The sequence below is a fragment of the Ruegeria sp. HKCCA5929 genome (assembly GCF_013034525.1).
GTDB lineage: Bacteria > Pseudomonadota > Alphaproteobacteria > Rhodobacterales > Rhodobacteraceae > Ruegeria.
In genome coordinates this window covers 75,253-100,081 of sequence record NZ_WQGE01000001.1, presented here as the reverse complement: position 1 = coordinate 100,081, position 24,829 = coordinate 75,253, and the positions used below count along the sequence as shown (strand labels likewise).

The window sequence follows — 24,829 nt, the reverse complement described above, 5'->3', positions numbered from 1 at the left end:
GGCGGGGGCAGAGCCCCCGATCAATGGTCAACGCAAATGCACCGGATGCCCGTGGGGTGTCGTCAGATAAGCCTCTTCCCACGCCCGGTGCAGGTCAGACACATCCTTCGGCAGAGCAGCCCCCTGCTCGGCGAGCATGTCCTCAAGTGTTTCCAACCATGCGTGAAAATAGTCGTCGCCACCATCCAGCTCGCGCGCAAGGCCATGACGCTTGAGTGTATTCGAGAATCGATTTGCCCAGTCGGACCAATCGAACAGACCAGCCTCGTTCAATGCAACGGTGACGGCAAAGACCTGAGCGTGCCAGGGTTCGGCAAAGACAGGTTCCGGGGCGGTATGGATGACGCATTCGCTCATGCTGGAACCAGATAGCTTTGCCACAAATCCAGCACCACTTCGTCTTTGGGATGTTCTGGGTTGATCCACAGTTCAGACGCCGGGAAGGCCACTGCGTATAGTGGTTCAGGGGCTTCGCCCAAACCATGGGCATTCGCGTCAGGCAAGACGTGCGTCCCATGCAAACGCAGGATTCGCCCTTTGGCGCCAGATGCGTAGATCGGCAATCGCGTATGGCCCCCATCCACAAGCCGGTTTGCAGCAGGTCGACTCGTGATGACGTCTTGCCCAACAGAGTACAGCACCGCGACGTTCGACGGTCTGTCCGCTGGCCCACCTTTAGCCAAAGCAGCAGAAACAGCTTCGGCTTTAAGCATTTTCTCGGTCAGCGGGTGTGCTCCCTCCTCACCGCCACCCCGCAGGTCATCCAAAGTGAGAACACCTTTTTCAACCAGCAGGTCGGCTAGGCCGGAGATCCATTTTTCGTAATATGAAAATCGCGCGTAGTCTTTTGGAGACAGCCGCTCGCGCGCATGTCGCGACACATCGATGTTCCACTGCCTCAGAAACCCTGCGGCAAGTGTCACCGCCAATGCCCGAGCGTGCCACTCTTCGGCAAAAACCTGCGCGCCCTCTGCTTCTGGATTAATCGGGCCATCTCCAAAACGGCCGCCCATGTCATGAACGCGGGTCATGAGGACCCCATAGGAAGGCCGGTACCAATCATGCTGTCGCGTGTCACCAGCGCGGCAAGTTCGTCTTCGCTCATCCCGTCTGTGCCTTCGGGGCGCATGGGCAGAACGAGGTAGCGAATCTCGGCAGTCGAATCCCATACCCGCACAGATGTACCCTCGGGCAGAGTGACGCCGAATTCGGCTAGCACTTTACGCGGTTCGCGCACAGCGCGGGCACGGTAGGCGTCGGACTTATACCAGCCGGGCGGGATACCCAGCAATGGCCACGGGTAGCAACTGCACAACGTGCAGACGACCATGTTGTGCTGGTCGGGTGTGTTCTCAACAACCACCATGTGCTCGCCCTGTCGACCGTAATAACCAAGATCCGCCACAACGGGTGTGGCATCTTCCAGTAAAGCGGCCTTAAACGCCGGATCACTCCACGCTTTGGCAACGACGCGCGCGCCATTTTGCGGGCCAATCTTGTTTTGATACGTGTCGATGATTTCATCCAACGCCGCCGGATCGATCAGCCCTTTGCGGGTCAGAATCGTTTCCAGCGCCTTGACGCGCAAAGCGGGTTCCGGTGGTAACAATGCGTGCGGGTGGTCGTGGTCGTCATGTGGCATAAGGCGCAGCCTGCGTCACGCATTGGTGTTCTGTCCAGTCCCGTTGCCGTGATATGATGTATCACGTGTGGTGATGTGAACTCCTGACTTGCCCCCGCGGACAAACTTGCATAAGTACCACGCGATACACGCCACGCTGTACAGGACCACCATGGAAAACGTCGTTCTCATCATCCACCTTCTGTTGGCCTTGGGCCTGATTGCCGTTGTTCTGATGCAGCGGTCCGAAGGCGGTGGCCTTGGTATGGGCGGCGGCGGTGGCGGCGCCATGACTGGTCGCGCAGCGGCAACCGCCTTGGGCAAACTGACCTGGATCCTGGCGGCCTGCTTTATCGTGACCTCGATTACACTGACAATCCTCGCGGCTCAGAAGTCGTCGGGCAGTTCGGTGATCGACCGTCTGGGCGTTCCGGCTCCGGCTGCGACCGAAGAAAGCACTCCGGCGATTCCGTCGGCAGATGATCTTCTGCCACCGGCACAGGGCGACAACGCGCCACTGATCCCGCAAGCGGACTGATCCACAAAACCTAGAAACCTGAAAGAGGACTGCAACAGCATCTTGCGGTTCTCTTGCGCTTTTGGCGCGAATCCTTTATACGTGAAGTCCCGTGATGCAGCGGTTTTTCGGAACCGTCGGGCAGCTGATTTTGACGTCTCACGGGAGCAGCCGAAAAACTATGGCGCGTTTTATTTTCATCACTGGTGGTGTGGTTTCGTCCTTGGGCAAAGGACTGGCTTCGGCGGCTTTGGGATCGCTGCTGCAAGCGCGGGGGTACTCCGTTCGCCTGCGCAAGCTGGACCCCTATCTGAACGTCGACCCCGGCACGATGTCGCCTTTTGAACACGGCGAGGTTTTTGTCACCGACGATGGGGCCGAAACAGATCTGGACCTTGGCCACTATGAACGCTTCACCGGCGTAGCAGCGCGGAAAACCGACTCGGTCAGTTCGGGGCGGATTTATTCGAATGTGCTCGAGAAAGAGCGCCGTGGCGATTACCTGGGCAAAACCATTCAGGTCATCCCGCACGTCACCAATGAGATCAAGGATTTCATCGCCATCGGCGAAGATGAGGTTGATTTCATGCTGTGTGAGATCGGCGGCACTGTCGGCGACATCGAGGGCCTGCCCTTTTTTGAAGCCATCCGTCAGTTCAGCCAGGACAAGCCGCGCGGTCAGTGTATCTTTATGCACCTCACATTGCTGCCCTACATCAAAGCGTCGGGTGAGTTGAAAACCAAGCCGACTCAGCACTCGGTAAAAGAGCTGCGCTCGATCGGTCTGGCACCGGATATTCTGGTCTGCCGCTCCGAAGGCCCGATCCCGACCAAGGAACGCGAGAAACTGGCGCTGTTCTGTAACGTGCGCCCCGATAGCGTGATTGCAGCTCAGGACCTGAGCACCATTTATGACGCCCCGTTGGCTTATCACCGGGAAGGTCTGGATCAGGCGGTGCTGGACGCGTTCCAGATCAGCCCTGCCCCGAAACCCGATCTGGCTAAATGGGAAGACGTTAGTGACCGCATCCACAATGCCGAAGGCGAGGTCAAAGTTGCCATCGTCGGCAAATACACTCAGCTCGAGGATGCCTATAAGTCGATTGCCGAGGCCCTGACCCATGGTGGCATGGCCAATCGGGTTAAGGTGAAAATCGAGTGGGTCGATGCCGAGGTGTTCGACACAGAAGACGCGGCCCCGCATCTGGAAGGCTTCCACGCGATCCTTGTCCCCGGCGGATTTGGCGAACGCGGCACCGAAGGCAAGATCAAGGCCGCTCAGTATGCGCGCGAACACAAGGTCCCCTATCTGGGCATTTGTTTGGGCATGCAGATGGCGGTGATCGAGGCGGCGCGAAATGCCGCTGGCATCACCGAGGCGGGTTCAGAGGAATTTGACCACGAGGCCGGGAAAAAACGTTTCGAGCCAGTTGTTTATCACCTGAAAGAGTGGGTACAGGGCAACCACAAGGTTGAACGCAAAGTCGGCGACGACAAAGGCGGCACCATGCGGTTGGGCGCGTACAACGCGGTTCTGGCCGAAGGATCCAAAGTTGCCGGCGTCTATGGCAGCACCCAGATCGAGGAACGCCACCGTCACCGCTATGAGGTTGATATCAAGTATCGCGAACAGCTTGAGAAGGCGGGCCTAAACTTTTCAGGCATGTCGCCGGACGGACGTTTGCCCGAAATCGTGGAATGGTCAGATCATCCGTGGTTCATCGGCGTTCAATACCATCCGGAACTGAAGTCCAAGCCTTTTGACCCTCACCCGCTGTTCCGCGATTTTGTGCGCGCTGCAAAAGACACCTCGCGTCTGGTGTAATCCCCCGCTGTGTCGGTCTGTCACCCCCACGTTGTTTTGTGGGGGCTGACCTCTTAACTGTATGAGGATGCGAAGTTTCTGCTTCGCGCCTTGGATACAGTTCAGAGATTCAGGAGATTTCCGATGAGCAACGCAACAACGATCACCAACCTCCAACAAGCACTGCATATGGAGCTGACGGCGGCGCATCAGTATCAGCTGCATGCCCATGTGCTAGAAGACTGGGGCCTTGATATTCTGGCCGAAAAGATGCGGGGCGAAATGCAGGAAGAGTTGGGCCACTCTGACGCGTTTATCGAGCGCATCCTGTTTCTGGGTGGCGTGCCCGAGCTTTCGTTTCAAAAAAGCCCGGCGGCGGCAGGTTCTTTGGAAGAGATGTTCTCTGCCGATCTGAAAGACGAAACCGAAGCTGTTGATTTCTATACCCAAGCCGCGCTGCAAGCAGCTGAAGTCGGCGATGTCGGTTCACGTACGCTGTTCGAACGCATTTTGTTGGAAGAGGAAGGTCATAAGGACTGGCTGGACACTCAACTGAGCTTGCTGAAGCGTCTGGGCGAAGCCAATTTCAGTGCGAAATTCGTATCTGGGGCAGCGGACGAGGCATAGGCCGCTTACATTCGGCTTGCCGCAAATCACCCGCATAGCTCAGTCCGATAGGAATTGAGGGATGCAGGGCCCGTCACCTCAAAGTGACGTATCAAAGGAAAAAAAAACCTACTCGGTCGGACATCGTAACGTTAACTGTTGGTCACGTTACAACAGGAGAGTTCCGATGGCCGACCAGATCCAGAACGCGAAAACCTTCACCAGCCTTCACAAAAAGGGCGATCCGGTCATCCTTTTCAACATCTGGGACGCAGGCAGCGCTGGTGCGGTTCGGGATGCCGGTGCGCAGGCAATTGCAACTGGCAGTGCCCCGGTTGCCATGGCTCAGGGGTTCAGCGACGGACAAAACGTCCCGCTTGAGGCTGCCTTGGACAACGCTCGCCGTATTTTGTCAGCGGTCGATCTGCCAGTGACTCTGGATTTTGAAGGCGCTTATGCCGAAGACGCGCAGGGTATTTCAGAAAACGTGAAACGCGCTCTGGATTGCGGTGTGGTTGGTTTCAACTTCGAAGATCAGATTATTGGCGGCGCGGAGCTTTATGATGTGGCGGTTCAGGCCAAGCGCGTCGAAGCCATGCGAGAGGCGTGCGACAGCATGGGCATCCCCGCTTATGTCAATGCGCGCACCGATATCTTTCTCAAAGCTCCTGCAGAGACCCACAGCGAAGCAATGCTGGACGAAGCCATCACGCGGGCCGCGTCCTATGAAGCGGCCGGTGCCAGCGGCTTTTTTGCACCGGGCCTGAAAGACGAAGCTTTGATTGGTCGTTTGTGCGAAGCAACTAACTTGCCGGTCAACATCATCGCCCTGCCCGGCACGCCTGCTACGTCCAAGCTGGCTGAACTGGGCGTGGCTCGTGTCAGTTACGGGCCTGTGCCATATCGTCAGATGATCAAATGGCTGACCGAGCAGGCGCAAGCGGCTTTGAACTATAAAGGCTAAGCGCCGCTGGTGGGATGGCATTGCCTTCGGTCAGTATTTCCCTCATCTCTTGGTTGAACGCATCAAACGATGAATGCAAGTTCGTAGCGGCCTGCTGTCGATCGGCAATCTTGTGATCATTCAGGGCTATGGCAGGTAGTCTTCGCTTGGCGGACCACAAAATATGGAATAACCTGACCTTATGTTGAAAAAGTTCTTTCAGGCGCTCAGACCGCCTCAACATAAACACCTGCCCGATCCGGATGCCGAGCTTGCCCTGGGCGCGCTCATGGTGCGTGTGGCGCAGGCGGACCGGGACTACAAACTGGAAGAGATCAGTTTGATCGACAAAATTCTGGCCCGCCTTTACCAGCATAACGCGATTGAAGCCGCTAAAGTGCGTGCGACTTGCGAAAAACTTCACGCAGCTGCGCCGGAAACGGATACCTTTGGTAAGCTGATCCGCGAAACGACCGACTTGAAGGAACGTCTGGCCGCGCTGGATGCGCTTTGGGAAGTTGTTCTGGCCGATGGCAGCACAGACGAAGGCGAAATGAAAATCGTCGAAGAAGCCCGCGTCGCCATGGGGTTGAGCTTCAACGACAGTAAGGCCGCACGTGAACGCGTTCAAAGCCGCTTGGATGTGAGTTAGGCGCTCGCTATATCTATCCCATGTTCAGTGACTTTCTTTCCAGGCTCACGCAGCCTCAGCCCGACCCGCTTGTCGAAGACGACGCCCGCCTTGCCCTGACGGCCCTGCTGGTGCGTCTGGCCCGTTCTGACAATGATTATTCCGATACCGAGATGGCGCGGATCGACCGCATTTCGGCGGAACGCTTTGGCCTGTCCCCGTTCGAAAGCGCGGCATTGCGCGCGCAGGCCGAGGATTTGGAGGCCGAAGCCCCCGACACGGTCCGCTTTACCCGTGCCATCAAAGAAGCTGTCGCCTATGAGGACCGGCTGGCCGTGGTACAGGCTCTGTGGTCCGTAGCGCTTGCTGACGGTCATCGCACTGGCGAAGAAGACTCTCTGCTGCGTCTCGTGGTCAGCTTATTGGGTGTAAGCGACGTGGATTCGGCCTTGGCGCGCCAAAGGGCTGCAAAATCGTGATTGCAATGCTTGGCATGTACGAAATGCCTGCGCTTCAAGCTGCCAATGACCGGTTCTGGGGGCTGATACGCAATCATCTGGGTTACGGCCCGGATCACCTGACCCGAGATCAGGACGTGTGGGAGGTGTGGCAAGATCCGCATCTGATATTGGCTCAGACCTGTGGGATGCCGTATCGAACCCGACTACATGGTCATGTGCAATTGGTTGGAACGCCAGATTATGGCCTGCCCGATTGTCCGGCTGGCCATTACTGCTCGGTTTTTGTCAAACGTCGGGATGACGCCCGCGATCTGCCAGATCTGGCGAACGGCACCTTTGCCTATAACGAGGCCCTATCTCAGTCCGGTTGGGCGGCCCCAATCACGCATTTGACAAAGTTGAATCTGTGCCCCGCTGCAGTTTTGGAAACCGGCGGGCACGCACTATCGGCGCAAGCCGTGGCCGAAGGACAAGCCGATTTTGCCGCTTTGGATGCGCTGACATGGCGCCTACTGCAAGATCACACCGACCTGAATGACCGCGTGCAAGAGGTGACGAGGACCGCGCCGACCCCAACGTTGCCCTACATTACCGCACAAGGGCAAAACGCTGCGCAAATCGCACATGCCGTTCGCGCAGCCATTGAAAGCCTAGAGGACACGGATCGACAACAGCTGTACCTGCGGGGCCTAGTGGACATTCCGGCGTCAGATTACCTGTCTGTTCCCAACCCACCGACCCCAAACGCCTTACTTTCGAACAGCTGACCAATTTGTCGAATGCATTTGGCCATTTTGGGCGTTTGAGGTCTTGATTCTGTCATTTGCGCATTGCATTGACCTATTTTTTCGGTCCTAGTACCGCACCAACACCACCAACCACTGGACTGCCCGTGACAGAAACCGCTCCCGTCATCGAAATCAAAAACCTTCACAAAAGCTTCGGCAATCTCGAGGTGTTGAAAGGGGTGGATATCACGGCTCATCGGGGCGACGTGGTCTCGCTGATCGGATCATCAGGATCCGGAAAATCGACGCTGCTGCGCTGCTGTAACCTTTTGGAAGACAGTCAGCAGGGTGAAGTTCTTTTCAAGGGTGAACCTGTCAAATGGTCTGGTGAAGGCCATGCGCGCCGTCCGGCGGACCCCAAGCAAGTCATGCGCATTCGCACCAATCTGTCTATGGTGTTTCAGCAATTCAATCTTTGGGCGCATATGACCATCCTGCAAAATGTGATGGAGGCCCCAGTGACCGTTTTGGGTCGCGACCGGGCTGAAGTGGAAGACAGCGCACGAAAGTACCTGGACAAAGTGGGCATTGGTGACAAATGCGATGTCTACCCGGCCCAATTGTCCGGTGGTCAGCAACAGCGTGCTGCCATTGCGCGTGGTCTGTGTATGGAACCCGAGGCGCTGCTGTTCGACGAACCAACCTCGGCACTGGACCCGGAATTGGAGCAAGAGGTCATCAAGGTGATTAAGGATCTGGCCGCCGAAGGGCGCACCATGATCATCGTGACCCACGACATGAAAATGGCTGCCGACATCTCAAGCCACGTGGTGTTTCTGCACCAGGGCCTGATCGAGGAAGAAGGCACGCCCGAAGATATCTTTACGTCACCCGAATCCGAACGGCTTCGGGGCTTTCTCTCCGCCACTCAGGCGGCTTAACTTCAAATACAGAACCAAACTGGGGAGTAACCAATGAAAAACCTGATTCTGTCCACCGCAGCACTGGCACTAACTGCCGGTATCGCCATGGCCGACACCGTCCGCATGGGCACCGAGGGCGCCTACCCTCCGTATAACTTCATCAACGACGCCGGTGAGATCGACGGTTTCGAGCGTGAGGTCGGCGACGAGCTGTGCAAACGCGCAAACCTAGAGTGTGAGTGGGTCAAGAACGACTGGGATTCGATCATTCCGAACCTGGTGTCGGGCAACTACGACACCATCATCGCTGGCATGTCGATCACCGACGAGCGTGACGAGGTTATCGATTTCACCCAGAACTACTTCCCGCCTGCGGCTTCGGCCTACGTCGGTGCAGCGGAAGGCGTTGATGTTGCCGGTGGTATCGTCGCCGCGCAAACCGCAACCATTCAGGCCGGTCACGTAGCCGAATCCGGCGCGACTTTGGTTGAATTCGCAACCCCGGAAGAAACCATCGCAGCCGTGCGTAACGGTGAAGCCGACGCGGTCTTTGCTGACAAGGACTTCCTGGTGCCGATCGTTGAGGAGTCGGGCGGTGAGCTGGTTTTCGTAGGCGATGACGTGCCACTGGGCGGCGGTATTGGCCTAGGCATCCGTGAATCGGATGGCGAACTGCGTGGCAAGTTCGACGAAGCAATCACGTCGATGAAAGCAGACGGTTCGCTGAACGAACTGATCGTCAAGTGGTTCGGCGAAGGCGTGCCGACCTACAACGCTGACGGTTCGGTCGTTACAAACTAATCCGTATCAAGCGGTTCGGCGCGTTCGTCGCGCCGAACCTGACCCGTCAGAAACGCGGGCACGACGTTCGAAAGACGCTACATGTTTTCCTTTTGCGCTGATCCAGACACGCTCGGAACATTCCGTTGGTTTTCTTGTTACCTGACCAACGGTGTCCACTGGTCCTTCTACTTATCTTTCCTCAAAGTATTGGGATTGCTGGCCGTGACTGCGCCTGTTGCGTTGGCGTTTGGCTTTATGGGTGCGATGGCAGCCCGATCGCATTTCCCACCACTAAGCTGGCTGGGAAAAGGGTACATCGCCATTGTGCGCGGCGTCCCCGACATCGCATTCTTCCTGTTCTTTGTCATTGCCCTGGATCAGGCGTTCGAATGGACGCGGCATAAAATCCTGTGCCCCGAATGGACCGACCCGATCCGTCAGGGAAATGACTTCATCGTGTGTCAGGCGGCCAAACTGCCATTAGGGACAGCGCCGGAATGGGTGCATGAAACTTATGGGTTCTTTCTGGCCATCATCACTTTCTCAATCGTTTTCGGGGCCTTTGCCGCCAACGTCTTGTTCGGCGGAATGCGGGCTGTTCCACACGCGCAACTTGAAACAGCCGAAGCTTATGGCATGACCCGTCGTCAGACCTTCTGGCGCATCCTTGTGCCGCAGATGTGGGTCTATGCCCTGCCCGGCCTGTCAAACCTGTGGATGGTACTGATCAAGGCGACGCCGCTTCTGTTCCTGCTGGGGATCGAGGATATCGTATATTGGGCGCGCGAGCTTGGTGGCACCAAGACCTCCAGATTCACACAATATCCCCACGGCGACTGGCGCATGTGGTACTTCCTGTTCCTGCTGATTTTCTATTTGGGTATGACCCGTGTATCCGAGATTGGATTGGAAAAACTGATGCGCAAGCTGTCGCACGGACAAGCCACCTCGGGCGGTGAACTGCTACGCAAGGAGACCACGGCATGAGCTGCTTGCAGACCATTCAGGACTATGGCCTCCGTTCTCTTGGCATTGGCGAGCGCCTGCTGCCCAAGAACGATTTCACCCTGTGCGAGCAGTTTACTCTGATCGGGTCAGGTATGATCTGGAATGTGTATTTCGGGATCACGGCACTGGCGACCGGTTTCTTTCTGGCCACCGCTCTGGCCGTCGGCAAAGCCTCGACGAACAAGTGGCTGCGCAAACCTTCGGAATGGTTCATCTTCCTGTTCCGTGGCTCGCCCTTGTTTATCCAGTTCTTCTTTGCCTACTTCTTCTTCCTGTCGCTGAAGAAATCCTACCCCATGTTTGACGCCTTCACCTCAGCCTGGCTGGGGGCGCTGATCGTGCTGTTCCTGAACACCGCTGCCTATTCGGGCGAGATTTTCTATGGTGCGCTCAGATCCATTCCCAAAGGCGATATTGAGGCCGCAGATGCCTATGGCATGACCGGTTGGGCCCGTTTCCGCCGGATCGTCTGGCCAACTATGCTGCGCCTGGCATGGCCAGCTTATACGAATGAGGCGATCTTTCTGTTCCACGCCACAACGCTGGTTTTCTTCTCGGCTTTCCCGGCCTGGCAACAACGCGGAGACGCGCTGTATTACGCCAGCTACTTTGCCGACAAGACGTTCAACCCGTTCGTTCCATATCCGATTCTGGCGTTCTATTTCATTCTGCTGACATTGGTGATCGTCTGGGGTTTTGGCATGATCAACAAGCGCTTGAACCGGCATCTTCCAGTGGCCAGACAAACCAAGATGCGTTTCAAACTGAACCTCGCGCGCTGATCTTCAGCGCGCGCATCGCATCAACTTTCAAGGCCATTCCAATGGCGTAACGCGTGCAGTCGCATGAAAACAAACCTGTTTTGAGAGAAGTGGTACCGCCTCCCTGGCTTGAACAGGGGACCTCTGGATCCACAATCCAGCGCTCTAACCAACTGAGCTAAGGCGGCACTCGTGAGGGGCGATGTACCGAACGCGCCGGGGGAATGCAAGAGGATTAAAGCCGAAATTTCCAGCTTTGTTCGACAAGATCGACCCCAAAGGAATGCACCGGTTTGCTGTCTGTCAGTTCCCACCCAAACGCCTTGTACAGCGCACATGCCGCCCTGTGGCTTTCATGGGTCCACAGAACCATTTCCTGATAACCGGCGTCCCTTGCAAAGCCTGTACAGGCTTCCAGCAGCCGTTTCCCAACCCCATGACCGCGTGCCTCGGGGACAAGCAGAAACAAGCGCAGTTTTGCCGTGTGTTGATCGACACCTACACAAAAAATGCTGCCCAGCCGTCGCCCGCCCTGCTCTGCAATCCACCCCTTTTCGCGGGTGGGATCGTGGGATGCGATGAACTCGTCAAGGATACGTGCAACCAAAGGCGCGAAACTGTCGTCAAACCCTTCATCGCGCGCATAGAGCGCACCGTGCTGTTCGACCAGCCAGGCGGCATCATCCGGTTGAAAGGTTCTGAGTATGACATCATCCATGTCTTATCTGACAGCAAAGGTGACTTGATTCTCAACCCTGCGCGCGCTAGCAGGAATGCTCAGTCTCGGAGGCACAGATGGGCATCAATACCGAACGCGACATTCAGGCGAATCTGCAAATCGGCCCAACCGATCAGGGTATGGTACGCTTGTTCATCGAAGCTGACGGTGTGGAAATTCCGATGGATTTCGACCCGGAAGAAGCCGAAGAAATCGCGGATGAGATCCGCGCAGCTGTCCAAGCCGCTCTGGCCGTCAAAGGCTGACGCTAAAGCCGTGGATCGCGCAACGCGTGCAGACGACGTGCCGCATCTGTTGCAAACTTCTGGATCATCTTCTTCCGCCGTGCCGGGGCCAATTTGTCTTCGGGCGACATGCGCACAATTTCCGCGTCATACGCGTCGGCGATGATCAAACCGGTTTCCGCGGGCAAAAGATCGACCGGAAAATCAGTGTCGACAGCCCAGAAAAACCGATCACACCAGTCCAAATAGCCCTGCCATTTCGAATCTGACTGATAATCCGCCCGGCTGGATTTGCATTCGATCACCCAAAGCTCACCCTTGGGGCCTAACCCCATCACATCGACGCGTAAACCGCGTGCCGGGACAAATTCCTCAAGAGATACAAAACCATGCGTCGCAAGGTGTCGCGCGACACCCCGCGCCAGTTTTTGTCCAGGCTGCAAATCCAAAACCATTTCTCAAATGTGAACAATTAGTGAACAAAAGTAAAGCACCCCTTCAGACTTGACATGATACCTTTTGGTACTGCATTAATATGATGCCAAATGGTATCTCATTTGAGGGTGCTTATGGAAAACCTAACTCAAAACGCGTTTCGTGCGCTGGCTGATCCAACCCGCCGGGACATCGTGCAACTGCTTGCAGTTCAGGACATGACAATCGGGCAATTGACCGACCGGTTCGACATGACCCGAGCTGCGGTCAAGAAACACCTGACTGTTCTTTCTGACGGTGGCTTGATCTCGGTCGAAGTGCGCGGTCGGGAACGCATTAATCGACTTGAACCACTGGGGATGGCCCCTGTTCTGGATTGGCTCAGCTATTTTGACCAGTTCTGGGACGATCGCCTCAACTCTCTCAAGGAAGCTGTTGAAAGGAAATCAAAATGACCGATTCTGTATTGAAGAAATCAATTTTCCTCAGGGCCGAACCGGAAACCGTATGGGCTTACCTTACGGACCCTGACCATTTGGCAGAATGGTTTCACAAACCGGAACGGCCGTTGGTCGAAGGTCAAAAGCTTGAGATGTTTGGCACCACAAGTGGAGACTTGCTGATCTGGGGCGAAGTTCGCGTCGCTAAGCCTCCCAAATATCTTGAATACACGTTCACAGTGAAACCTATGGGCGATGCTGTAAGCACCGTGAAATGGACCTTGGAGCCTGTGGCCGGTGGAACGCGTCTTGATCTGCTGCACGAAGGCTTGCCGCAGGGTGGTGATGCCTTCGGACTGATCCTGGCCTTGGACAAAGGGTGGGACGAACACTTTGGCAAGATGCGCGTGGCATTGCACGAAACTGTTGATGCCTGACCCCTTGTGCGAACCCGCCAGACACCCTAGTTAAACGCGTGGCGGGTTCTGCCCTTCTTGTGACAGGTAGCATTCTGGTGGCCTTAAGCAATTCCGAGGGGGCTAGCTCTGTTCAGGTCCTGGCCTGATTACCTGGCGCCCACCTGTACATACAGGTCCTCGGGAATCACACCGCACGGTTGACTGGTGGTCCCGCCGCAATTTTCCCTGAATTTCAGCGCTCTGCGCGGGCTTCCTGCTTGGCAAGTGCAGGCTTGAAGCTGTGCACGACAGGCGATCCACGCCGTGGACCACCGGGCTTTTCGGCCATGCTCATGATCTTGTAGGCAAATTGCACCCCGGCAAAGACGATGCCATTCATGAACCAGATCATGACCAGCGCGATCAGGCCGATTTCCGAGCCGGTGATCAGGTGGCGCAGATTCGCCACGTTCAACGCCAATAGTACGCCGACAAACACCGCCGAGATGACAAAACCCCAAGCGACTTGCGTGATATACAGACGGATCAGTTTCGGCATCGCATCTCTCCTTGCGCAGATATCAGAAGTCTAGCGCTTAGAGGGCGACGGTAAAGGCGTCAGAACGCCTCGGGCTGAGCCTCACGTGCCATGTGATCCAGAACGGCGTTGACGAATTTAGGCTCTTTGCCTTCGGGGAAGAAAGCGCGCGCAACGTCGACGAATTCAGTGATGACCACCTTGGGCGGCGTATCGCTTTGGGTCAGCTCTGCCCCAGCTGCGCGGAACAAGGCACGCAATGTCGGGTCAATACGCGCAATCGGCCATTTGGCAACCAGAGCGCGGTCGGTCATCTGATCGATCGGCGCCTGATAGTTCACCGCGTTGTCGACCAGCGATCGGAAGACGCTGATATCGCCATCCAGCATTTCTTCACCCTCATAGACGGCGCCAAAACGGTGATCCAGAAACTCATTCACGACGGCTTCCGTCGTCTGGCCCGACTGCTCCATCTGGAACAGCGCCTGCACAGCATAAAGCCGGGCGGCGGATTTCATCAGGCGTTTCTGGTTGGCCGGTTTCGGCGCGTCTGTCTGGGTCATGCTGTCGTGGGTCCGTTGTTGTCGCCCGCCACAAGGATGGACTCGGACGGCGGCTTGAATCCGACGCCCTTTTTGGAAGAGCCCCACTTACGGCTGAGTGCGATCAGATGCAAGGCCGCAGCGGCCGCCCCGCCACCTTTATTCATCTTTTCTGGGTTGGCGCGGACTTCGGCCTGTTCGTCATTCTCAACCGTCAGGATACCGTTGCCGATGCACAGCCCTTGCAGTCCCATCAATTGGATCGCGCGGCTCGAGTCGTTGCAGACGGTCTCATAATGCGTCGTCTCACCACGAATGACGCAGCCCAGCGCGACGTAGCCGTCGAAATTGCACTGGCGATCGGCCATCGCGATGGCGGTGGGGATCTCCAGCGCGCCCGGAACCTCAACCACCTCGCAGGTACCGCCGGCCGCTTCGATCTCGGCCTTGGCTCCGGCGATCAGGTTGTCGGCGATGGCGCGGTAAAACGGAGCCGCCACAATCAGCATTTTCACCGGCTTGTCGAAACTGGGTGTCGGCAGAATGCCGTGTTTGTCTTGTTCAGCCATAATCAGTCTTCCTTCAGGATCGAACGGGTGCCCACGATGGACAGGCCAAACGCGTCGAGCCCCAAATACACAGTTTCAGGCGAGTCGGTCAGCAGCACCAGTTCCTGAATGCCCATTTTGGACAGGATCTGCGCGCCCAGCCCGGTCTGCTTGATGGTTCGCGGGCCATCATCGTCAATAGCGTAAAGTGAGTTGCGTGGTTGCCGGAACAGGCAGACGACACCGCGCCCCTCTTCGGCGATCTTTTCCATCGCACGGGGCAACTCGCGCGAAGATTTCGGCCCGAGGCCCAGGATATCCGGCGCTTCGTGCAGCGCGTGCGTGCGGGTCAGAACCGGTTCGGGCGTGGCGATGTCGCCTTTGATCATCACGACATGTTCGATGCCGTGGGTCTGGTCCGTGAAAATCCGCATTTCCCATTCGCCGCCATACTCAGACGTAACAGTCTGACGCGATGTTTCCACCACCAGATTGTCGTTGCGTGAACGATAGCTGATCAGGTCGCTGATCGTGCCGATCTTCATGTTGTGCTCTTGCGCAAACTCAACCAGATCAGGCAGACGCGCCATGGTGCCGTCGGGCTTCATGATCTCGCAAATCACGCCGGACGGGTTCAACCCTGCCAGACGCGAGATATCAACGGCGGCCTCTGTATGACCTGCGCGTACCAGCACCCCACCCCGCTTGGCCCGCAACGGGAAGACATGGCCGGGCGTCGCGATATGCGCCATTGTGTTCTGCTCATTGATCGCGGTGGCCACGGTCAGCGCACGATCAGCAGCGGAAATTCCAGTGCTGACGCCTTCGCGCGCTTCAATCGATACGGTGAAGGCCGTCTCGTGCCGGGACGAGTTGTTGACGGCCATCATCGGCAGCCCCAGCGCATCCACGCGTTCCGCTGTCATCGGCAGACAGATCAGGCCGCGCCCATGGGTCGCCATGAAGTTGATTGCCTCGGCATCGGCGAATTCAGCGGCAATGACCAGATCACCTTCATTCTCACGATCTTCGTGGTCGACGAGGATATACATCCGGCCGGCACGCGCTTCTTCGATGATGTCTTCGATCGGGCTGATCGCGTCGCGCAGCTGGGCCTCGACCGGTCCTGGGGTTTCAAAGCTCATGGGGCAGCCTTTCAGATGGCATGTTTGCACGGCGGAATAGACCACTCAGACCCCAAAGGCCAGCCTGCAAACGGCGTAGGTCGGACGCGACGCGACGTATCAGGACATCTCGGCCAAACGCGCGACGTAGCGGGCCAGCGTATCGATCTCAAGGTTGACACGATCACCTACATGAACGTCGCCCCAGGTGGTCACCTCTTTGGTATGCGGAATGAAGTTGATACCAAAATCGCAATCATTCACATCGTTGACCGTCAGAGAGGTTCCGTTCAGCGCAACCGATCCCTTTGGGGCGATAAACCGCGCCAAGTCTTTGGGCGCGCGCAGAGTCACACGGGTGCTGTCGCCTTCATCTTCGACGGCAACAACCTCGGCCACCCCGTCCACGTGACCGGACACGATATGGCCACCCAACTCGTCGCCGACCTTCAGCGCACGTTCAAGATTGACGCGTTTGCCAACAGTCCACGTATCCAGGTTAGTTTTCGACACAGTTTCGGCGCTGATCTGAACATCATACCAATCGTCCCCCAGTGCGATCACGGTCAGGCACACGCCATCACTGGCAATCGAAGCCCCGATATCAATACCGGACGTGTCATAGGCTGTTTTGATCCGGGCGCGCAGGTCTCCCTTCTGCTCCAATTCGGTGACGGTGCCCATGTCGGTTACGATCCCTGTAAACATTCCGTTAACCCTCAGTCCCTACGCTGTACGTGTCTATCACCGCCGAGGTAAGCCTATCAGACCGCGCGAGCAAGCCCTGCCTTGCCGTGCCTCGCCCAAACGGGCATAGTTTCGACAATAAAACCAAACGAGCAGTCCATATGCAGCATACGCCCTTAGATCCAAAAGATCGCGTATTCCTGTTTCTGCAGGGACCACATGGGCCGTTTTTCTCGGCGCTGGGAAAAATGCTGCGCGCCGCTGGGGCTCAGGTCTGGCGCGTTGGGTTCAATGCCGGTGATCAGGCATTCTGGTTCGAAAAGGCAAGTTTTTTACCGTTCCTTGAAAGACAAGAAAACTGGCCTGATACCCTTTGCCGGATCATGGAGGATAAGGGCGTTACCGATGTCGTCCTGTACGGGGACACCCGCCCGGTTCACGCTCAGGCAGTCCAAATTGCGCAGGCGCGCGGCATTATCGTTCATGTGTTCGAGGAGGGCTATCTGCGCCCATGGTGGATCACTTATGAGCGCAACGGGTCAAACGGGAACTCTCGGCTCATGTCCCTGGATGCCGAGCAAATGCAGCAGGCTTTGGAAGTCGCGGACAGCAAATCGCCTCCGCCACCATCACATTGGGGGGATATGCGGCAGCATATCTTCTACGGCGCCCTCTATCATTGGTTCGTAATGTTCCGGAACGGGCGATACAAAAACTTCCGCCGACATAGGGAACTGCCCGTATCACAAGAGTTCAGACTTTACTTCAAACGCCTGATTTTGATGCCTTTTCACCGGCTGCGCCGCAGCGTTGCAACGGCTCAGGTCAGACGGGGCGGTTATCCTTATCACCTTGTCTTGCTGCAGTTGGGGCATGACAGCTCAGTCCAGGCACATTCCGGGTATTCTGGCATGTGTGAATTCCTGGATCACGTGATCGAAGGCTTCGCGCAAGGCGCACCAGCCCATCACAGGTTGGTCATCAAAGAACACCCGCTGGAAAACCACCGAGAGCCCTTGCGCCGTCACGCGATGGAAAGCGCCAGAAGAAATGGCATCCGGGACAGAATTCACTATGTGCCCGGCGGTAAGCTTGCCAAGCTTCTGGACGATGCGAACTCGGCTGTCACCGTAAACTCGACGGCAGGTCAGCAGGTCTTGTGGCGCGGCATTCCGCTGCGAACATTCGGGCGGTCGGTTTATGAGAAGCCGGAATTTGTGTCGCAGCAACCTATCGCTGCCTTTTTCGCGGCCCCCAAGCACCCGGACAGCGATGCCTACAGGTGTTACCGGCAGTTCCTTCTGGAGACCAGTCAAGTGCCCGGCGGGTTCTATTCGCGACGTGGTCGACGGCAGGCTTTGCGACGTGCCGCAGATATGATGTTGACGGCCACCGACCCCTATCAATCGATCCTCAACAAGAACGCGGCCCGGACGCCACAGTTGAAAATCGTTGAAGGACACGGCTACTCTGTGACTGGAAGTTGAACGCCTGACCCGCTAATCTGCGCCCAAGTATAAAAAGACTGAGGATATTCGGCAGTGAACATCTCTCCTATGCGTTGGATGCGGGGGGCTTCCCTTGTGGCCGCAATCGGCCTTCTGGCGGCGTGCCAGCTTCCGAAATCCGGACCGAACAAATCCGAAATTCTGGCCGGAGCCGTTCAAAACGGCGGCAACGCATTTGTTGTCGAAGTCGATGACCGGGTGACGCGTGCAACGTCCTCGATCCCGCAATACGGCTTTTCCTCGTCGTTTAGCAGCGCCCAGACGTTGACTGCTGATACCGTGCGACCCGGCGACGTCCTTAGCCTGACCATCTGGGAAAACGTTGATGATGGCCTTCTGTCCAGCGAAACAGGCGCAGCAACGGCGTTGGACGAGGTGCAGGTCGACAGCGAGGGTTTCATCTTTGTCCCCTATGCAGGTCGTTTGCGGGCTGCCGGAAACACACCGGAACAACTGCGTGTTCTGATCACAAACAAGTTGCAGGAACAGACGCCAGACCCTCAGGTCGAAGTACGACGCGCTGCTGGCGACGGGTCTACTGTCTCGCTGACCGGCACAGTCGCAGCACCCGGCATCTACCCAATCGAGCGGCCGACCCGGTCCTTGCTGGGTATGCTGTCTCAGGCGGGTGGCGTCTCGGTGGCGTCTGACATTGCACTGGTGACCCTGATCCGTGGAGGCCAAAAGGGCACCGTCTGGTACGAAGATTTGTACCGGAACCCCAAGCTGGACGTAGCCTTGCGCGGTGGTGACAGGATCCTCGTGGAAGAAGACAGCAGGTCTTACATCGCCCTCGGCGCCACTGGCGGCCAATCCCGCGTGGCATTTGAAAGCCAGGATTTGTCCGCGCTCGAAGCCCTTGCCCAGGTAGGTGGCCTCCTAACTCTGTCGTCGGATCCAACAGGCATCTTCATCCTGCGCAAGGAACGCGAGAGCGTGGCCCGGAGCATCACAGGCCGTGCTGATCTGAAGGGTGATCAGCGCATGATTTACCTACTGAACCTGACCTCACCCAACGGTCTGTTCATCGCGCGCGACTTCGTAATCCGCGACGATGACACGATCTACGTGACTGAAGCGCCCTACGCACAGTGGAGCAAATCGATCTCGCTTATTGCAGGTGGCCTGACGCCAATTGCGAATGTTGCCACGCTGACTGGCAACTGATGCATGATACCTGACTCCGACAAAGCAACCGGGGCCAGTCGCACCCGGTTGTTTGTCTATAACGGCGGGTTTTTGACGCAAAAGCGTCTCAAGAGAATACTGTCTCTGGCTGGCTTTGATATTCGTTTGGGCATCCCCCAAAGCGAAGATTGCGTGGGCGTCTGGGGCAACAGCCCCACGGCTCATCGAGGCTTGAGGGTCGCCGAAAAGCACGAAGTTCCAGTTCTACGCATCGAAGATGCGCTTCTCAGGTCACTGCATCCCGGACGCGAAGGCGAACCGCCGCTAGGTCTGCTTCTGGATCGCTCGGGCTTGCATTTCGACGCGTCACGACCGTCCGATCTTGAGAAGATTCTGATCAACGATCCGTTGGACAACACCGCTCTACTCAATCGCGCGCGCGCAGCAATCGAACGGATCAAGGAACTGCACCTCAGCAAATATTCCGCATTTGATCTGGACGAGGCTCCTCCAAATCCCGGTTACGTTCTGGTCGTCGATCAAACGGTGGGAGACGCTGCGGTCACAGCCAGCGGAGCGGACCGGGCTCGTTTCCTTGAAATGCTGTTTGTCGCGCAAGAAGAAAACCCTGGCGCACAGATACTAATCAAGACACATCCGGAAACACAGGCGGGTCATCGCCAAGGGCATTTCACCGATCAGGACCTTTCAGATCGGATCTCGCTGTTCGACGCCCCGATCAGCCCTTGGCCACTGTTGGAAGGTGCTGTCGCCGTTTATACAGTGTCCTCTCAACTGGGGTTCGAAGCCATCCTGGCCGGGCACAAACCGCGTGTGTTCGGTCAACCCTTCTATGCCGGTTGGGGCCTGACGCAGGACGAAAACCCGATTGCGCGCCGCCAACGCAACCTGACCCGCGCGCAACTTTTCGCTGCAGCTATGCTGCTGTACCCTACATGGTACGATCCATACCGGGACGAGATCTGCGATCTGGAGATGGTGCTGGACACGCTTGAAGCACAAACCCGCGCTTGGCGTCAGGACCATAAAGGCTGGACTGCCTCGGGCATGCGTCTGTGGAAACGCAAACACATGCAGCAGATTTTTGGGCGGCACGGAAAACTGAGATTCACATCCGCGCAGCCAGAACACTCAGATCGCCCGCATATGGTCTGGGCCAGTCAGGCAAGAAACACCGAAGGAGCGGTGCGGGTTGAAGACGGGTTCCTCAGGTCGCGCGGATTGGGGGCGGAACTGGTGCCTCCACTGTCATTGGTCACGGACGAAATCGGCATCTATTACGACCCCACCAAACCGAGCCGGTTGGAGGACCTGATCAGCCTGCGCGAAACACTGCGCCCAGATCAGGAGATGCGTGCCGAACGCCTGATAGAGCGGCTATTGGCTGAGGGATTGAGCAAGTACAACACGGGCCAACCCGCCCCTACCTTGCCTGAAGGGCACCGCATCCTGGTTCCCGGACAGGTCGAGGATGACGCTTCGATCCTGTTGGGCACAGGCGCTGTGCGCAGCAATATGGATTTGCTGCAAGCTGCTCGCGACGCCAACCCAAACGCAATCCTGATCTACAAGCCACATCCCGACGTCGAGGCCGGATTGCGTGAAGGTGAGATTGATGCAACGGTCTTGGCAGACGTTGTCGTACCCCACACGGATCCCGCTGCGTTGCTGACCCAAGTTCAGGAAGTTTGGACAATGACCTCGCTTTTGGGGTTCGAAGCCTTGTTGCGCAGGGTAAAGGTGACAACCCTTGGCGCACCTTTCTATGCCGGGTGGGGCTTGACCGCAGACCTTGGGGTCGTTCCAGCCCGTCGGGGCGCAAGACCGTCACTGTTGGGGTTGGTCCACGCCACGCTGATCGACTATCCCCGCTATTTCGATCCTGTTACCGGTCAAGCCTGCCCTGTCGAAGTAGCAGTCGAGCGTCTGTCACAGGGAAACGCCGCTGCGACAGGTCCGGTCAATCGTTTACTGTCAAAACTCCAGGGTGCGTTCGCAACGCATGCTCATATTTGGCGCTAGTCTTACGCAGGGGGTTTGCGCCAACGGTGCAGGATATCGTCCCCCACAACCTGCGTTTCGATAAGCTCGAACCGCGGCGCGGCTTCAAGTGTTTCAAACCCCAAGGTTCCAACGGATGAAAGCCCGTCGGCCCCGATTGTCAGACCGGCTGTAAAGCCAACCAGCTCATCCACCAAATCCTCGGCCAGAAGCGAAGCCGCAAGTGCTGCTCCGCCTTCACAGAACACACTTGTCAGCCCGGCCTGCCCCAATTGCTGAAGCAGATCCAGCGCGTCGATATGGTGATCTTTCAAGGCGCACGGGATGAGTTTTGCCCCAAGCCCTTCCCAAGCGCGCGCACGCTCGGCATCGGGGTGATGCGCATGGCAGAGCCAGACCGGTGTTTTCGAGGCTGTGCGCGCCAACTGCCCCATCAGGGATATGTCCATGTGGCGCGATACCACTACGCGCACAGGCTGATGCGCAATACCTAGGTCCCGCACCGTCAGCGACGGGTCATCTGCACGCGCTGTTCCTGCCCCGACCATGACCGCATCGTGACGCGCCCGCATTGCGTGAACAACGCGGCGCGCTTGTCGCCCGGTGATCCACTGACTGTGCCCTGTCGAGGTAGCAATCCGTCCATCAAAACTGCTGGCCAGTTTGAGCGTGACAAACGGCCTGCCCTGTTCGGTCTTTAAGAAAAAACCTTCCAAATCCCGTTCTGCTTGTTCTGCCAGAATACCGGTTTGAACCTCAATTCCGGCCTCACGCAGCATTGCAAAGCCCTGTCCGGCCACGCGTGGATCGCTGTCTTCAACGGCGGCAACAACACGAGATACACCTGCTGCGATCAAAGCCTCGGCACAGGGCGGGGTTTTTCCATGATGGGAACAGGGCTCTAGTGTCACGTAGGCGGTGGCGCCAGCCGCAGCGGCTCCGGCTTGGGCCAAAGCCTCGGTCTCGGCATGAGGACGCCCTCCGGGCTGTGTCCAGCCACGCCCCACAATGCGGCCTTCACGCACAACAACACACCCGACAGCCGGGTTTGGCCAGCACGTGCCTTGACCGCGCCGCCCTAACGACAGGGCCAGCGCCATAAATCGCTTATCTGTTTCGGTCACTCGTCCGTCGGAGGCTGCGGCGGGCGCAGTTCGTGGACAAACTCCTCGAAATCATCGGCCGCCTGGAAATTCTTGTACACACTCGCAAAGCGAACATAGGCGACGGTATCGATCCGCGCCAGAGCTTCCATGACAATCTCACCGATCTTGTTGGACGGAATATCCGTGTCGCCCATGCTTTCCAGCCGGCGCACGATGCCCGAGATCATCTGATCGATCCGTTCCGGATCAACAGGCCGTTTCTGCATCGAGATGCGGATCGAACGCTCCAGCTTGTCGCGGTCGAAATCCTCGCGCTTACCGTTGGTTTTGATCACCACCAGATCGCGCAGTTGCACACGCTCGTACGTCGTGAACCGCCCCCCACAGGCTGGACAGAACCGGCGTCGGCGAATTGCCACATGGTCCTCTGCCGGACGTGAGTCTTTTACCTGAGTGTCGATATTTCCGCAAAACGGGCAGCGCATCCGCCGTCTCCTCGTCCCATGTTCGGCCTCTTTTTGTAAGCGCTGCGGCTTACTTATCCACAACTATAGGGCAGCCGCTAGGGTTTGGGTAGTCGGAATTTTCAACCGCTAGATAAAGGGTCAGGCCAAATGTGCAGCGACATGTCTTTGATGAGGCGCAGTGCGGTGTTCAAACAGGTAAATCCCCTGCCAGGTTCCGAGAACCATTCGGCCCTTCGACACTGGGATCGACAATGACACAGGCATGAGTGCTGCCTTGATATGTGCTGGCATGTCATCCGGCCCTTCATAAGTATGGCGCAGATAGGACATAGCTGGATGGTCAGACGGAGGCACAAGGCGTTCGAAAAAGGCCTGAAGATCAGTTTGAACCTCAGGGTCGGCGTTTTCCTGGATCAGTAGTGAGCACGAGGTATGGCGGACAAACAGAGTCAGAACGCCGTCGGCAGCCCCCTGATCCACCCAGTGACGGACGTCAGACGTGAATTCGTATAGCCCCGGACCTTGGGTGTGCACTACGAATTCAGTCTGCATCGTGACGATCCTGTTGGTTTATCAGTCGTTGAAGAACGGCCGATAATTACACTGGGCGTTTGCACCTTGTACAGATTCACTATTGCCGGGCTGAAACCCGAACGAGATAAAGCTGCTGGGTTGCACATCAGCGGACTGGGGTTGCTTGATCGAAAACTGAATCGCCGTTCTGCGTCCGGTGGTGACACTGGGCCCATAACCGCGCAAGACATAGATCCGGTCCATCCAGCCCAGTCCCAGGGTTCGGCGCGCATAATCCGCAGCCGCACACCAGTACCCTTCCGTACGCTGATCGCCTCGCGGAATAACCTCGAAGTCTGTGGCGTTGATCGGCTCAGTACGATACCCGTTTCGCGCGGCATCCGCAGTCAAGGGAACACTGAAGGCAACCATGGCTAATGCGGCAAGTGTAGAAAACTTTTTCATCGTTAAATCTTCCCTGATTGTGTGTCCCAGTTAGGTTAGTCCAGCTTCGCAAATTGCACAGTGCCCCTCACGATCAATTCAGCCAGCTCCGCGCATTGTGTGATCAGGTGTGAGCCAACCTTGGTACCGGATCAGCAATCCCAACCCGGGCGCATTGGCCGAAACGTCGAACCTGAACCGGCCTTGCGCGTCCTGCCATTCACGCGTGTTCGAACGCGGCAATGCAAAGGCAGGTAAAGGAACGCCAAATACGGTCAGGCGGAGAATTTCAATGTGCAACACGCCGTTTTGCAGGCTCGGCCGCAACCAAATAGAAATCGCCCCGAATTTTTCTCGGACACAGTTCCGATTTGCGTCGAAGATCAGATGCGAAGTGGTGCAATGGCCACCAAAGTCGCGGGTCCAGGTTAAGGTTTCGCCCATCCGATTTATCGTAACAGATACAGGAACGCCTTTGCCGCCCGGAGGAAACCCGGCCAAGTTTGTCGCGATCTTGGTGAGAAAACCGGCGCCCCGCTCGATGTCACATTGGCCTGAATACTGACCTTCCGTGCTGTGCAGCCACTGAACCGCATTGGGCAAGCTATGATTGGGGCCCAAAGCTTGCAAAAAAGGGTCACTTGACATCAAAAGCCGTCGCTTGCAAATCGCGCCTTCACGTCGGCACCCGGTATCAGACATGTGCCGGATCTGCCGAACATATTGTACCTGTTCCGTGCTATCAGGCGGTATGCGGGAACTTTCAGCGCTTTGGGCAGGAAGCGGCATATCGACAACAGCTTCCACATTCCCGGCAATTGACGCATGGCTGCGGCAAACGCATCCAGATGCTGATAGACCACACCATCGACGATCACCAAGTTGGTTTCAAAGTTCCGTGTCGGCAAACCCAGCTGTTGGTAGAGCTTTTGCCCAAGCGGAGATTGCGCAGTTGCAAACTGAAAACACCGCAACTTGTCATGTCTGAGCATGAACTTGAAGAACCACGAACACAGGACGCATTCGCCGTCGAACACAATCAGGTTCGGGCCGTAGCCTTCTGAATTTAAGCCACTTTCTCGCACGTCTTTGGTATCCGTGACCTCGCTTTTCCCGAAAGGTCGCAAATCTTTAGCCTCGGAACAATGCGACATCTGCGAAAGGAAGCGTGCCGGGGAGC

At 56.9% G+C, this 24,829-nt stretch carries 33 protein-coding genes and 1 tRNA gene; 17 read left to right on the top strand and 17 right to left on the bottom strand.

What is annotated here, in order from left to right; genetic code table 11:
* Nucleotides 1-27 precede the first annotated feature (27 nt).
* From GOV90_RS00520 to nthA, 3 genes are read right to left on the bottom strand one after another with little or no spacing between them, the layout of a single operon-like run.
* A complete protein-coding gene (locus GOV90_RS00520) occupies nt 28-357 on the bottom strand; it encodes a nitrile hydratase accessory protein (protein WP_171089294.1) in 330 nt (109 codons plus the stop codon).
* Nucleotides 354-1,031: a nitrile hydratase subunit beta gene (gene nthB / locus GOV90_RS00515; RefSeq protein ID WP_171089292.1), complete on the bottom strand. Its 678-nt coding sequence runs from the start codon at nt 1,029-1,031 to the stop codon at nt 354-356. The genes GOV90_RS00520 and nthB overlap by 4 nt, the downstream gene beginning before the upstream one ends.
* On the bottom strand, nt 1,028-1,642 hold the full coding sequence (nthA, locus tag GOV90_RS00510; RefSeq protein ID WP_171089290.1) for a nitrile hydratase subunit alpha: 615 nt from the start codon (nt 1,640-1,642) through the stop codon (nt 1,028-1,030). Before nthA ends, nthB begins: the two co-directional genes overlap by 4 nt.
* 151 nt (nt 1,643-1,793) lie before the next feature.
* Here nthA and secG point away from each other — a divergent pair, with 151 nt between their 5' ends.
* The 11 genes from secG (at nt 1,794) to GOV90_RS00455 (ending at nt 10,807) form a co-directional block, all read left to right on the top strand.
* Nucleotides 1,794-2,159 carry a preprotein translocase subunit SecG gene (gene secG / locus GOV90_RS00505; protein ID WP_171089288.1) on the top strand — a complete coding sequence of 122 codons (366 nt, stop codon included), beginning with the start codon at nt 1,794-1,796 and terminating at the stop codon, nt 2,157-2,159.
* Between the two features lie 160 nt (nt 2,160-2,319).
* Nucleotides 2,320-3,963 (top strand): CTP synthase, encoded by a 1,644-nt coding sequence (locus GOV90_RS00500; RefSeq protein ID WP_171089286.1) that lies wholly within the window; start codon nt 2,320-2,322, stop codon nt 3,961-3,963.
* A gap of 123 nt (nt 3,964-4,086) precedes the next feature.
* Nucleotides 4,087-4,569, top strand: a complete 483-nt coding sequence (locus GOV90_RS00495) for a bacterioferritin (RefSeq protein ID WP_171089284.1) — start codon at nt 4,087-4,089, stop codon at nt 4,567-4,569.
* A gap of 166 nt (nt 4,570-4,735) precedes the next feature.
* Complete coding sequence (locus GOV90_RS00490; RefSeq protein WP_171089282.1) at nt 4,736-5,512, top strand: isocitrate lyase/phosphoenolpyruvate mutase family protein; 777 nt, start codon at nt 4,736-4,738, stop codon at nt 5,510-5,512.
* A 181-nt stretch (nt 5,513-5,693) separates the two neighbouring features.
* Entirely contained in the window at nt 5,694-6,143 is a 450-nt protein-coding gene (locus GOV90_RS00485; protein WP_171089280.1) for a TerB family tellurite resistance protein, read from the top strand.
* A 20-nt stretch (nt 6,144-6,163) separates the two neighbouring features.
* Nucleotides 6,164-6,601 carry a TerB family tellurite resistance protein gene (locus GOV90_RS00480; RefSeq protein ID WP_171089278.1) on the top strand — a complete coding sequence of 146 codons (438 nt, stop codon included), beginning with the start codon at nt 6,164-6,166 and terminating at the stop codon, nt 6,599-6,601.
* Entirely contained in the window at nt 6,598-7,350 is a 753-nt protein-coding gene (locus GOV90_RS00475) for a PhnD/SsuA/transferrin family substrate-binding protein (protein WP_171089276.1), read from the top strand. Before GOV90_RS00480 ends, GOV90_RS00475 begins: the two co-directional genes overlap by 4 nt.
* Before the next feature lie 125 nt (nt 7,351-7,475).
* Nucleotides 7,476-8,252 (top strand): ATP-binding cassette domain-containing protein, encoded by a 777-nt coding sequence (locus tag GOV90_RS00470; protein ID WP_171089274.1) that lies wholly within the window; start codon nt 7,476-7,478, stop codon nt 8,250-8,252.
* Nucleotides 8,253-8,285: 33 nt separating this feature from the next.
* On the top strand, nt 8,286-9,035 hold the full coding sequence (locus tag GOV90_RS00465; protein WP_171089272.1) for a transporter substrate-binding domain-containing protein: 750 nt from the start codon (nt 8,286-8,288) through the stop codon (nt 9,033-9,035).
* Between the two features lie 81 nt (nt 9,036-9,116).
* Nucleotides 9,117-10,004, top strand: coding sequence for an ABC transporter permease (locus GOV90_RS00460; RefSeq protein WP_171089270.1), 888 nt, complete (start codon nt 9,117-9,119; stop codon nt 10,002-10,004).
* Complete coding sequence (locus GOV90_RS00455; RefSeq protein ID WP_171089268.1) at nt 10,001-10,807, top strand: ABC transporter permease; 807 nt, start codon at nt 10,001-10,003, stop codon at nt 10,805-10,807. Before GOV90_RS00460 ends, GOV90_RS00455 begins: the two co-directional genes overlap by 4 nt.
* A 90-nt stretch (nt 10,808-10,897) precedes the next feature.
* Here GOV90_RS00455 and GOV90_RS00450 read toward each other — a convergent pair.
* Together GOV90_RS00450 and GOV90_RS00445 are read right to left on the bottom strand one after the other, a co-directional pair.
* A tRNA-His gene (locus GOV90_RS00450) sits at nt 10,898-10,974 on the bottom strand.
* A gap of 47 nt (nt 10,975-11,021) precedes the next feature.
* Nucleotides 11,022-11,504, bottom strand: coding sequence for a GNAT family N-acetyltransferase (locus GOV90_RS00445; RefSeq protein WP_171089266.1), 483 nt, complete (start codon nt 11,502-11,504; stop codon nt 11,022-11,024).
* Nucleotides 11,505-11,581: 77 nt separating this feature from the next.
* Between GOV90_RS00445 and GOV90_RS00440 the strand changes: the two genes are divergently transcribed.
* Nucleotides 11,582-11,770: a DUF6324 family protein gene (locus GOV90_RS00440; protein ID WP_171089264.1), complete on the top strand. Its 189-nt coding sequence runs from the start codon at nt 11,582-11,584 to the stop codon at nt 11,768-11,770.
* A 2-nt stretch (nt 11,771-11,772) separates the two neighbouring features.
* Here GOV90_RS00440 and GOV90_RS00435 read toward each other — a convergent pair whose 3' ends face one another.
* The gene (locus GOV90_RS00435; protein WP_171089262.1) at nt 11,773-12,204 is read right to left on the bottom strand and encodes an MmcB family DNA repair protein; all 432 of its coding nucleotides are present in this window, start codon (nt 12,202-12,204) and stop codon (nt 11,773-11,775) included.
* A 114-nt stretch (nt 12,205-12,318) separates the two neighbouring features.
* Between GOV90_RS00435 and GOV90_RS00430 the strand changes: the two genes are divergently transcribed.
* Nucleotides 12,319-12,639: a helix-turn-helix transcriptional regulator gene (locus GOV90_RS00430; protein ID WP_171089260.1), complete on the top strand. Its 321-nt coding sequence runs from the start codon at nt 12,319-12,321 to the stop codon at nt 12,637-12,639.
* Nucleotides 12,636-13,061, top strand: coding sequence for an SRPBCC domain-containing protein (locus tag GOV90_RS00425; RefSeq protein WP_171089258.1), 426 nt, complete (start codon nt 12,636-12,638; stop codon nt 13,059-13,061). The genes GOV90_RS00430 and GOV90_RS00425 overlap by 4 nt, the downstream gene beginning before the upstream one ends.
* 214 nt (nt 13,062-13,275) lie before the next feature.
* On the opposite strand, the gene GOV90_RS00420 is transcribed toward GOV90_RS00425, so the two are convergent.
* The 5 genes from GOV90_RS00420 to GOV90_RS00400 all read right to left on the bottom strand — a co-directional run bounded on the left by GOV90_RS00420 (nt 13,276) and on the right by GOV90_RS00400 (nt 16,482).
* On the bottom strand, nt 13,276-13,581 hold the full coding sequence (locus GOV90_RS00420) for a hypothetical protein (RefSeq protein WP_171089256.1): 306 nt from the start codon (nt 13,579-13,581) through the stop codon (nt 13,276-13,278).
* A 59-nt stretch (nt 13,582-13,640) separates the two neighbouring features.
* Nucleotides 13,641-14,123 carry a transcription antitermination factor NusB gene (gene nusB, locus GOV90_RS00415; RefSeq protein ID WP_171089254.1) on the bottom strand — a complete coding sequence of 161 codons (483 nt, stop codon included), beginning with the start codon at nt 14,121-14,123 and terminating at the stop codon, nt 13,641-13,643.
* On the bottom strand, nt 14,120-14,671 hold the full coding sequence (locus GOV90_RS00410) for a 6,7-dimethyl-8-ribityllumazine synthase (protein WP_171089252.1): 552 nt from the start codon (nt 14,669-14,671) through the stop codon (nt 14,120-14,122). The genes nusB and GOV90_RS00410 overlap by 4 nt, the downstream gene beginning before the upstream one ends.
* Before the next feature lie 2 nt (nt 14,672-14,673).
* Nucleotides 14,674-15,795: a 3,4-dihydroxy-2-butanone-4-phosphate synthase gene (gene ribB / locus GOV90_RS00405; protein WP_171089249.1), complete on the bottom strand. Its 1,122-nt coding sequence runs from the start codon at nt 15,793-15,795 to the stop codon at nt 14,674-14,676.
* 99 nt (nt 15,796-15,894) lie between these two features.
* The gene (locus GOV90_RS00400) at nt 15,895-16,482 is read right to left on the bottom strand and encodes a riboflavin synthase (protein ID WP_171089247.1); all 588 of its coding nucleotides are present in this window, start codon (nt 16,480-16,482) and stop codon (nt 15,895-15,897) included.
* Between the two features lie 140 nt (nt 16,483-16,622).
* Here GOV90_RS00400 and GOV90_RS00395 point away from each other — a divergent pair, with 140 nt between their 5' ends.
* The 3 genes from GOV90_RS00395 to GOV90_RS00385 all read left to right on the top strand — a co-directional run bounded on the left by GOV90_RS00395 (nt 16,623) and on the right by GOV90_RS00385 (nt 21,140).
* Nucleotides 16,623-17,948 (top strand): capsule biosynthesis protein, encoded by a 1,326-nt coding sequence (locus GOV90_RS00395; RefSeq protein WP_171089245.1) that lies wholly within the window; start codon nt 16,623-16,625, stop codon nt 17,946-17,948.
* A 69-nt stretch (nt 17,949-18,017) separates the two neighbouring features.
* Complete coding sequence (locus GOV90_RS00390; protein ID WP_171091128.1) at nt 18,018-19,136, top strand: polysaccharide biosynthesis/export family protein; 1,119 nt, start codon at nt 18,018-18,020, stop codon at nt 19,134-19,136.
* Nucleotides 19,137-19,139: 3 nt separating this feature from the next.
* A complete protein-coding gene (locus tag GOV90_RS00385) occupies nt 19,140-21,140 on the top strand; it encodes a capsular polysaccharide biosynthesis protein (protein ID WP_171089243.1) in 2,001 nt (666 codons plus the stop codon).
* Between the two features lie 2 nt (nt 21,141-21,142).
* On the opposite strand, the gene ribD is transcribed toward GOV90_RS00385, so the two are convergent.
* The 6 genes from ribD to GOV90_RS00355 form a co-directional block, all read right to left on the bottom strand.
* Nucleotides 21,143-22,243 carry a bifunctional diaminohydroxyphosphoribosylaminopyrimidine deaminase/5-amino-6-(5-phosphoribosylamino)uracil reductase RibD gene (gene ribD / locus GOV90_RS00380; protein ID WP_171089241.1) on the bottom strand — a complete coding sequence of 367 codons (1,101 nt, stop codon included), beginning with the start codon at nt 22,241-22,243 and terminating at the stop codon, nt 21,143-21,145.
* A complete protein-coding gene (gene nrdR / locus GOV90_RS00375) occupies nt 22,240-22,710 on the bottom strand; it encodes a transcriptional regulator NrdR (protein ID WP_050602693.1) in 471 nt (156 codons plus the stop codon). The genes ribD and nrdR overlap by 4 nt, the downstream gene beginning before the upstream one ends.
* A 120-nt stretch (nt 22,711-22,830) precedes the next feature.
* Nucleotides 22,831-23,244 (bottom strand): secondary thiamine-phosphate synthase enzyme YjbQ, encoded by a 414-nt coding sequence (locus GOV90_RS00370; protein ID WP_171089239.1) that lies wholly within the window; start codon nt 23,242-23,244, stop codon nt 22,831-22,833.
* A gap of 21 nt (nt 23,245-23,265) precedes the next feature.
* On the bottom strand, nt 23,266-23,670 hold the full coding sequence (locus tag GOV90_RS00365) for a hypothetical protein (protein WP_171089237.1): 405 nt from the start codon (nt 23,668-23,670) through the stop codon (nt 23,266-23,268).
* Nucleotides 23,671-23,748: 78 nt separating this feature from the next.
* On the bottom strand, nt 23,749-24,297 hold the full coding sequence (locus GOV90_RS00360; protein ID WP_171089235.1) for a DUF4166 domain-containing protein: 549 nt from the start codon (nt 24,295-24,297) through the stop codon (nt 23,749-23,751).
* Nucleotides 24,297-24,734, bottom strand: coding sequence for a DCC1-like thiol-disulfide oxidoreductase family protein (locus GOV90_RS00355; protein ID WP_256367930.1), 438 nt, complete (start codon nt 24,732-24,734; stop codon nt 24,297-24,299). Before GOV90_RS00355 ends, GOV90_RS00360 begins: the two co-directional genes overlap by 1 nt.
* Between the last annotated feature and the right edge of the window lie 95 nt (nt 24,735-24,829).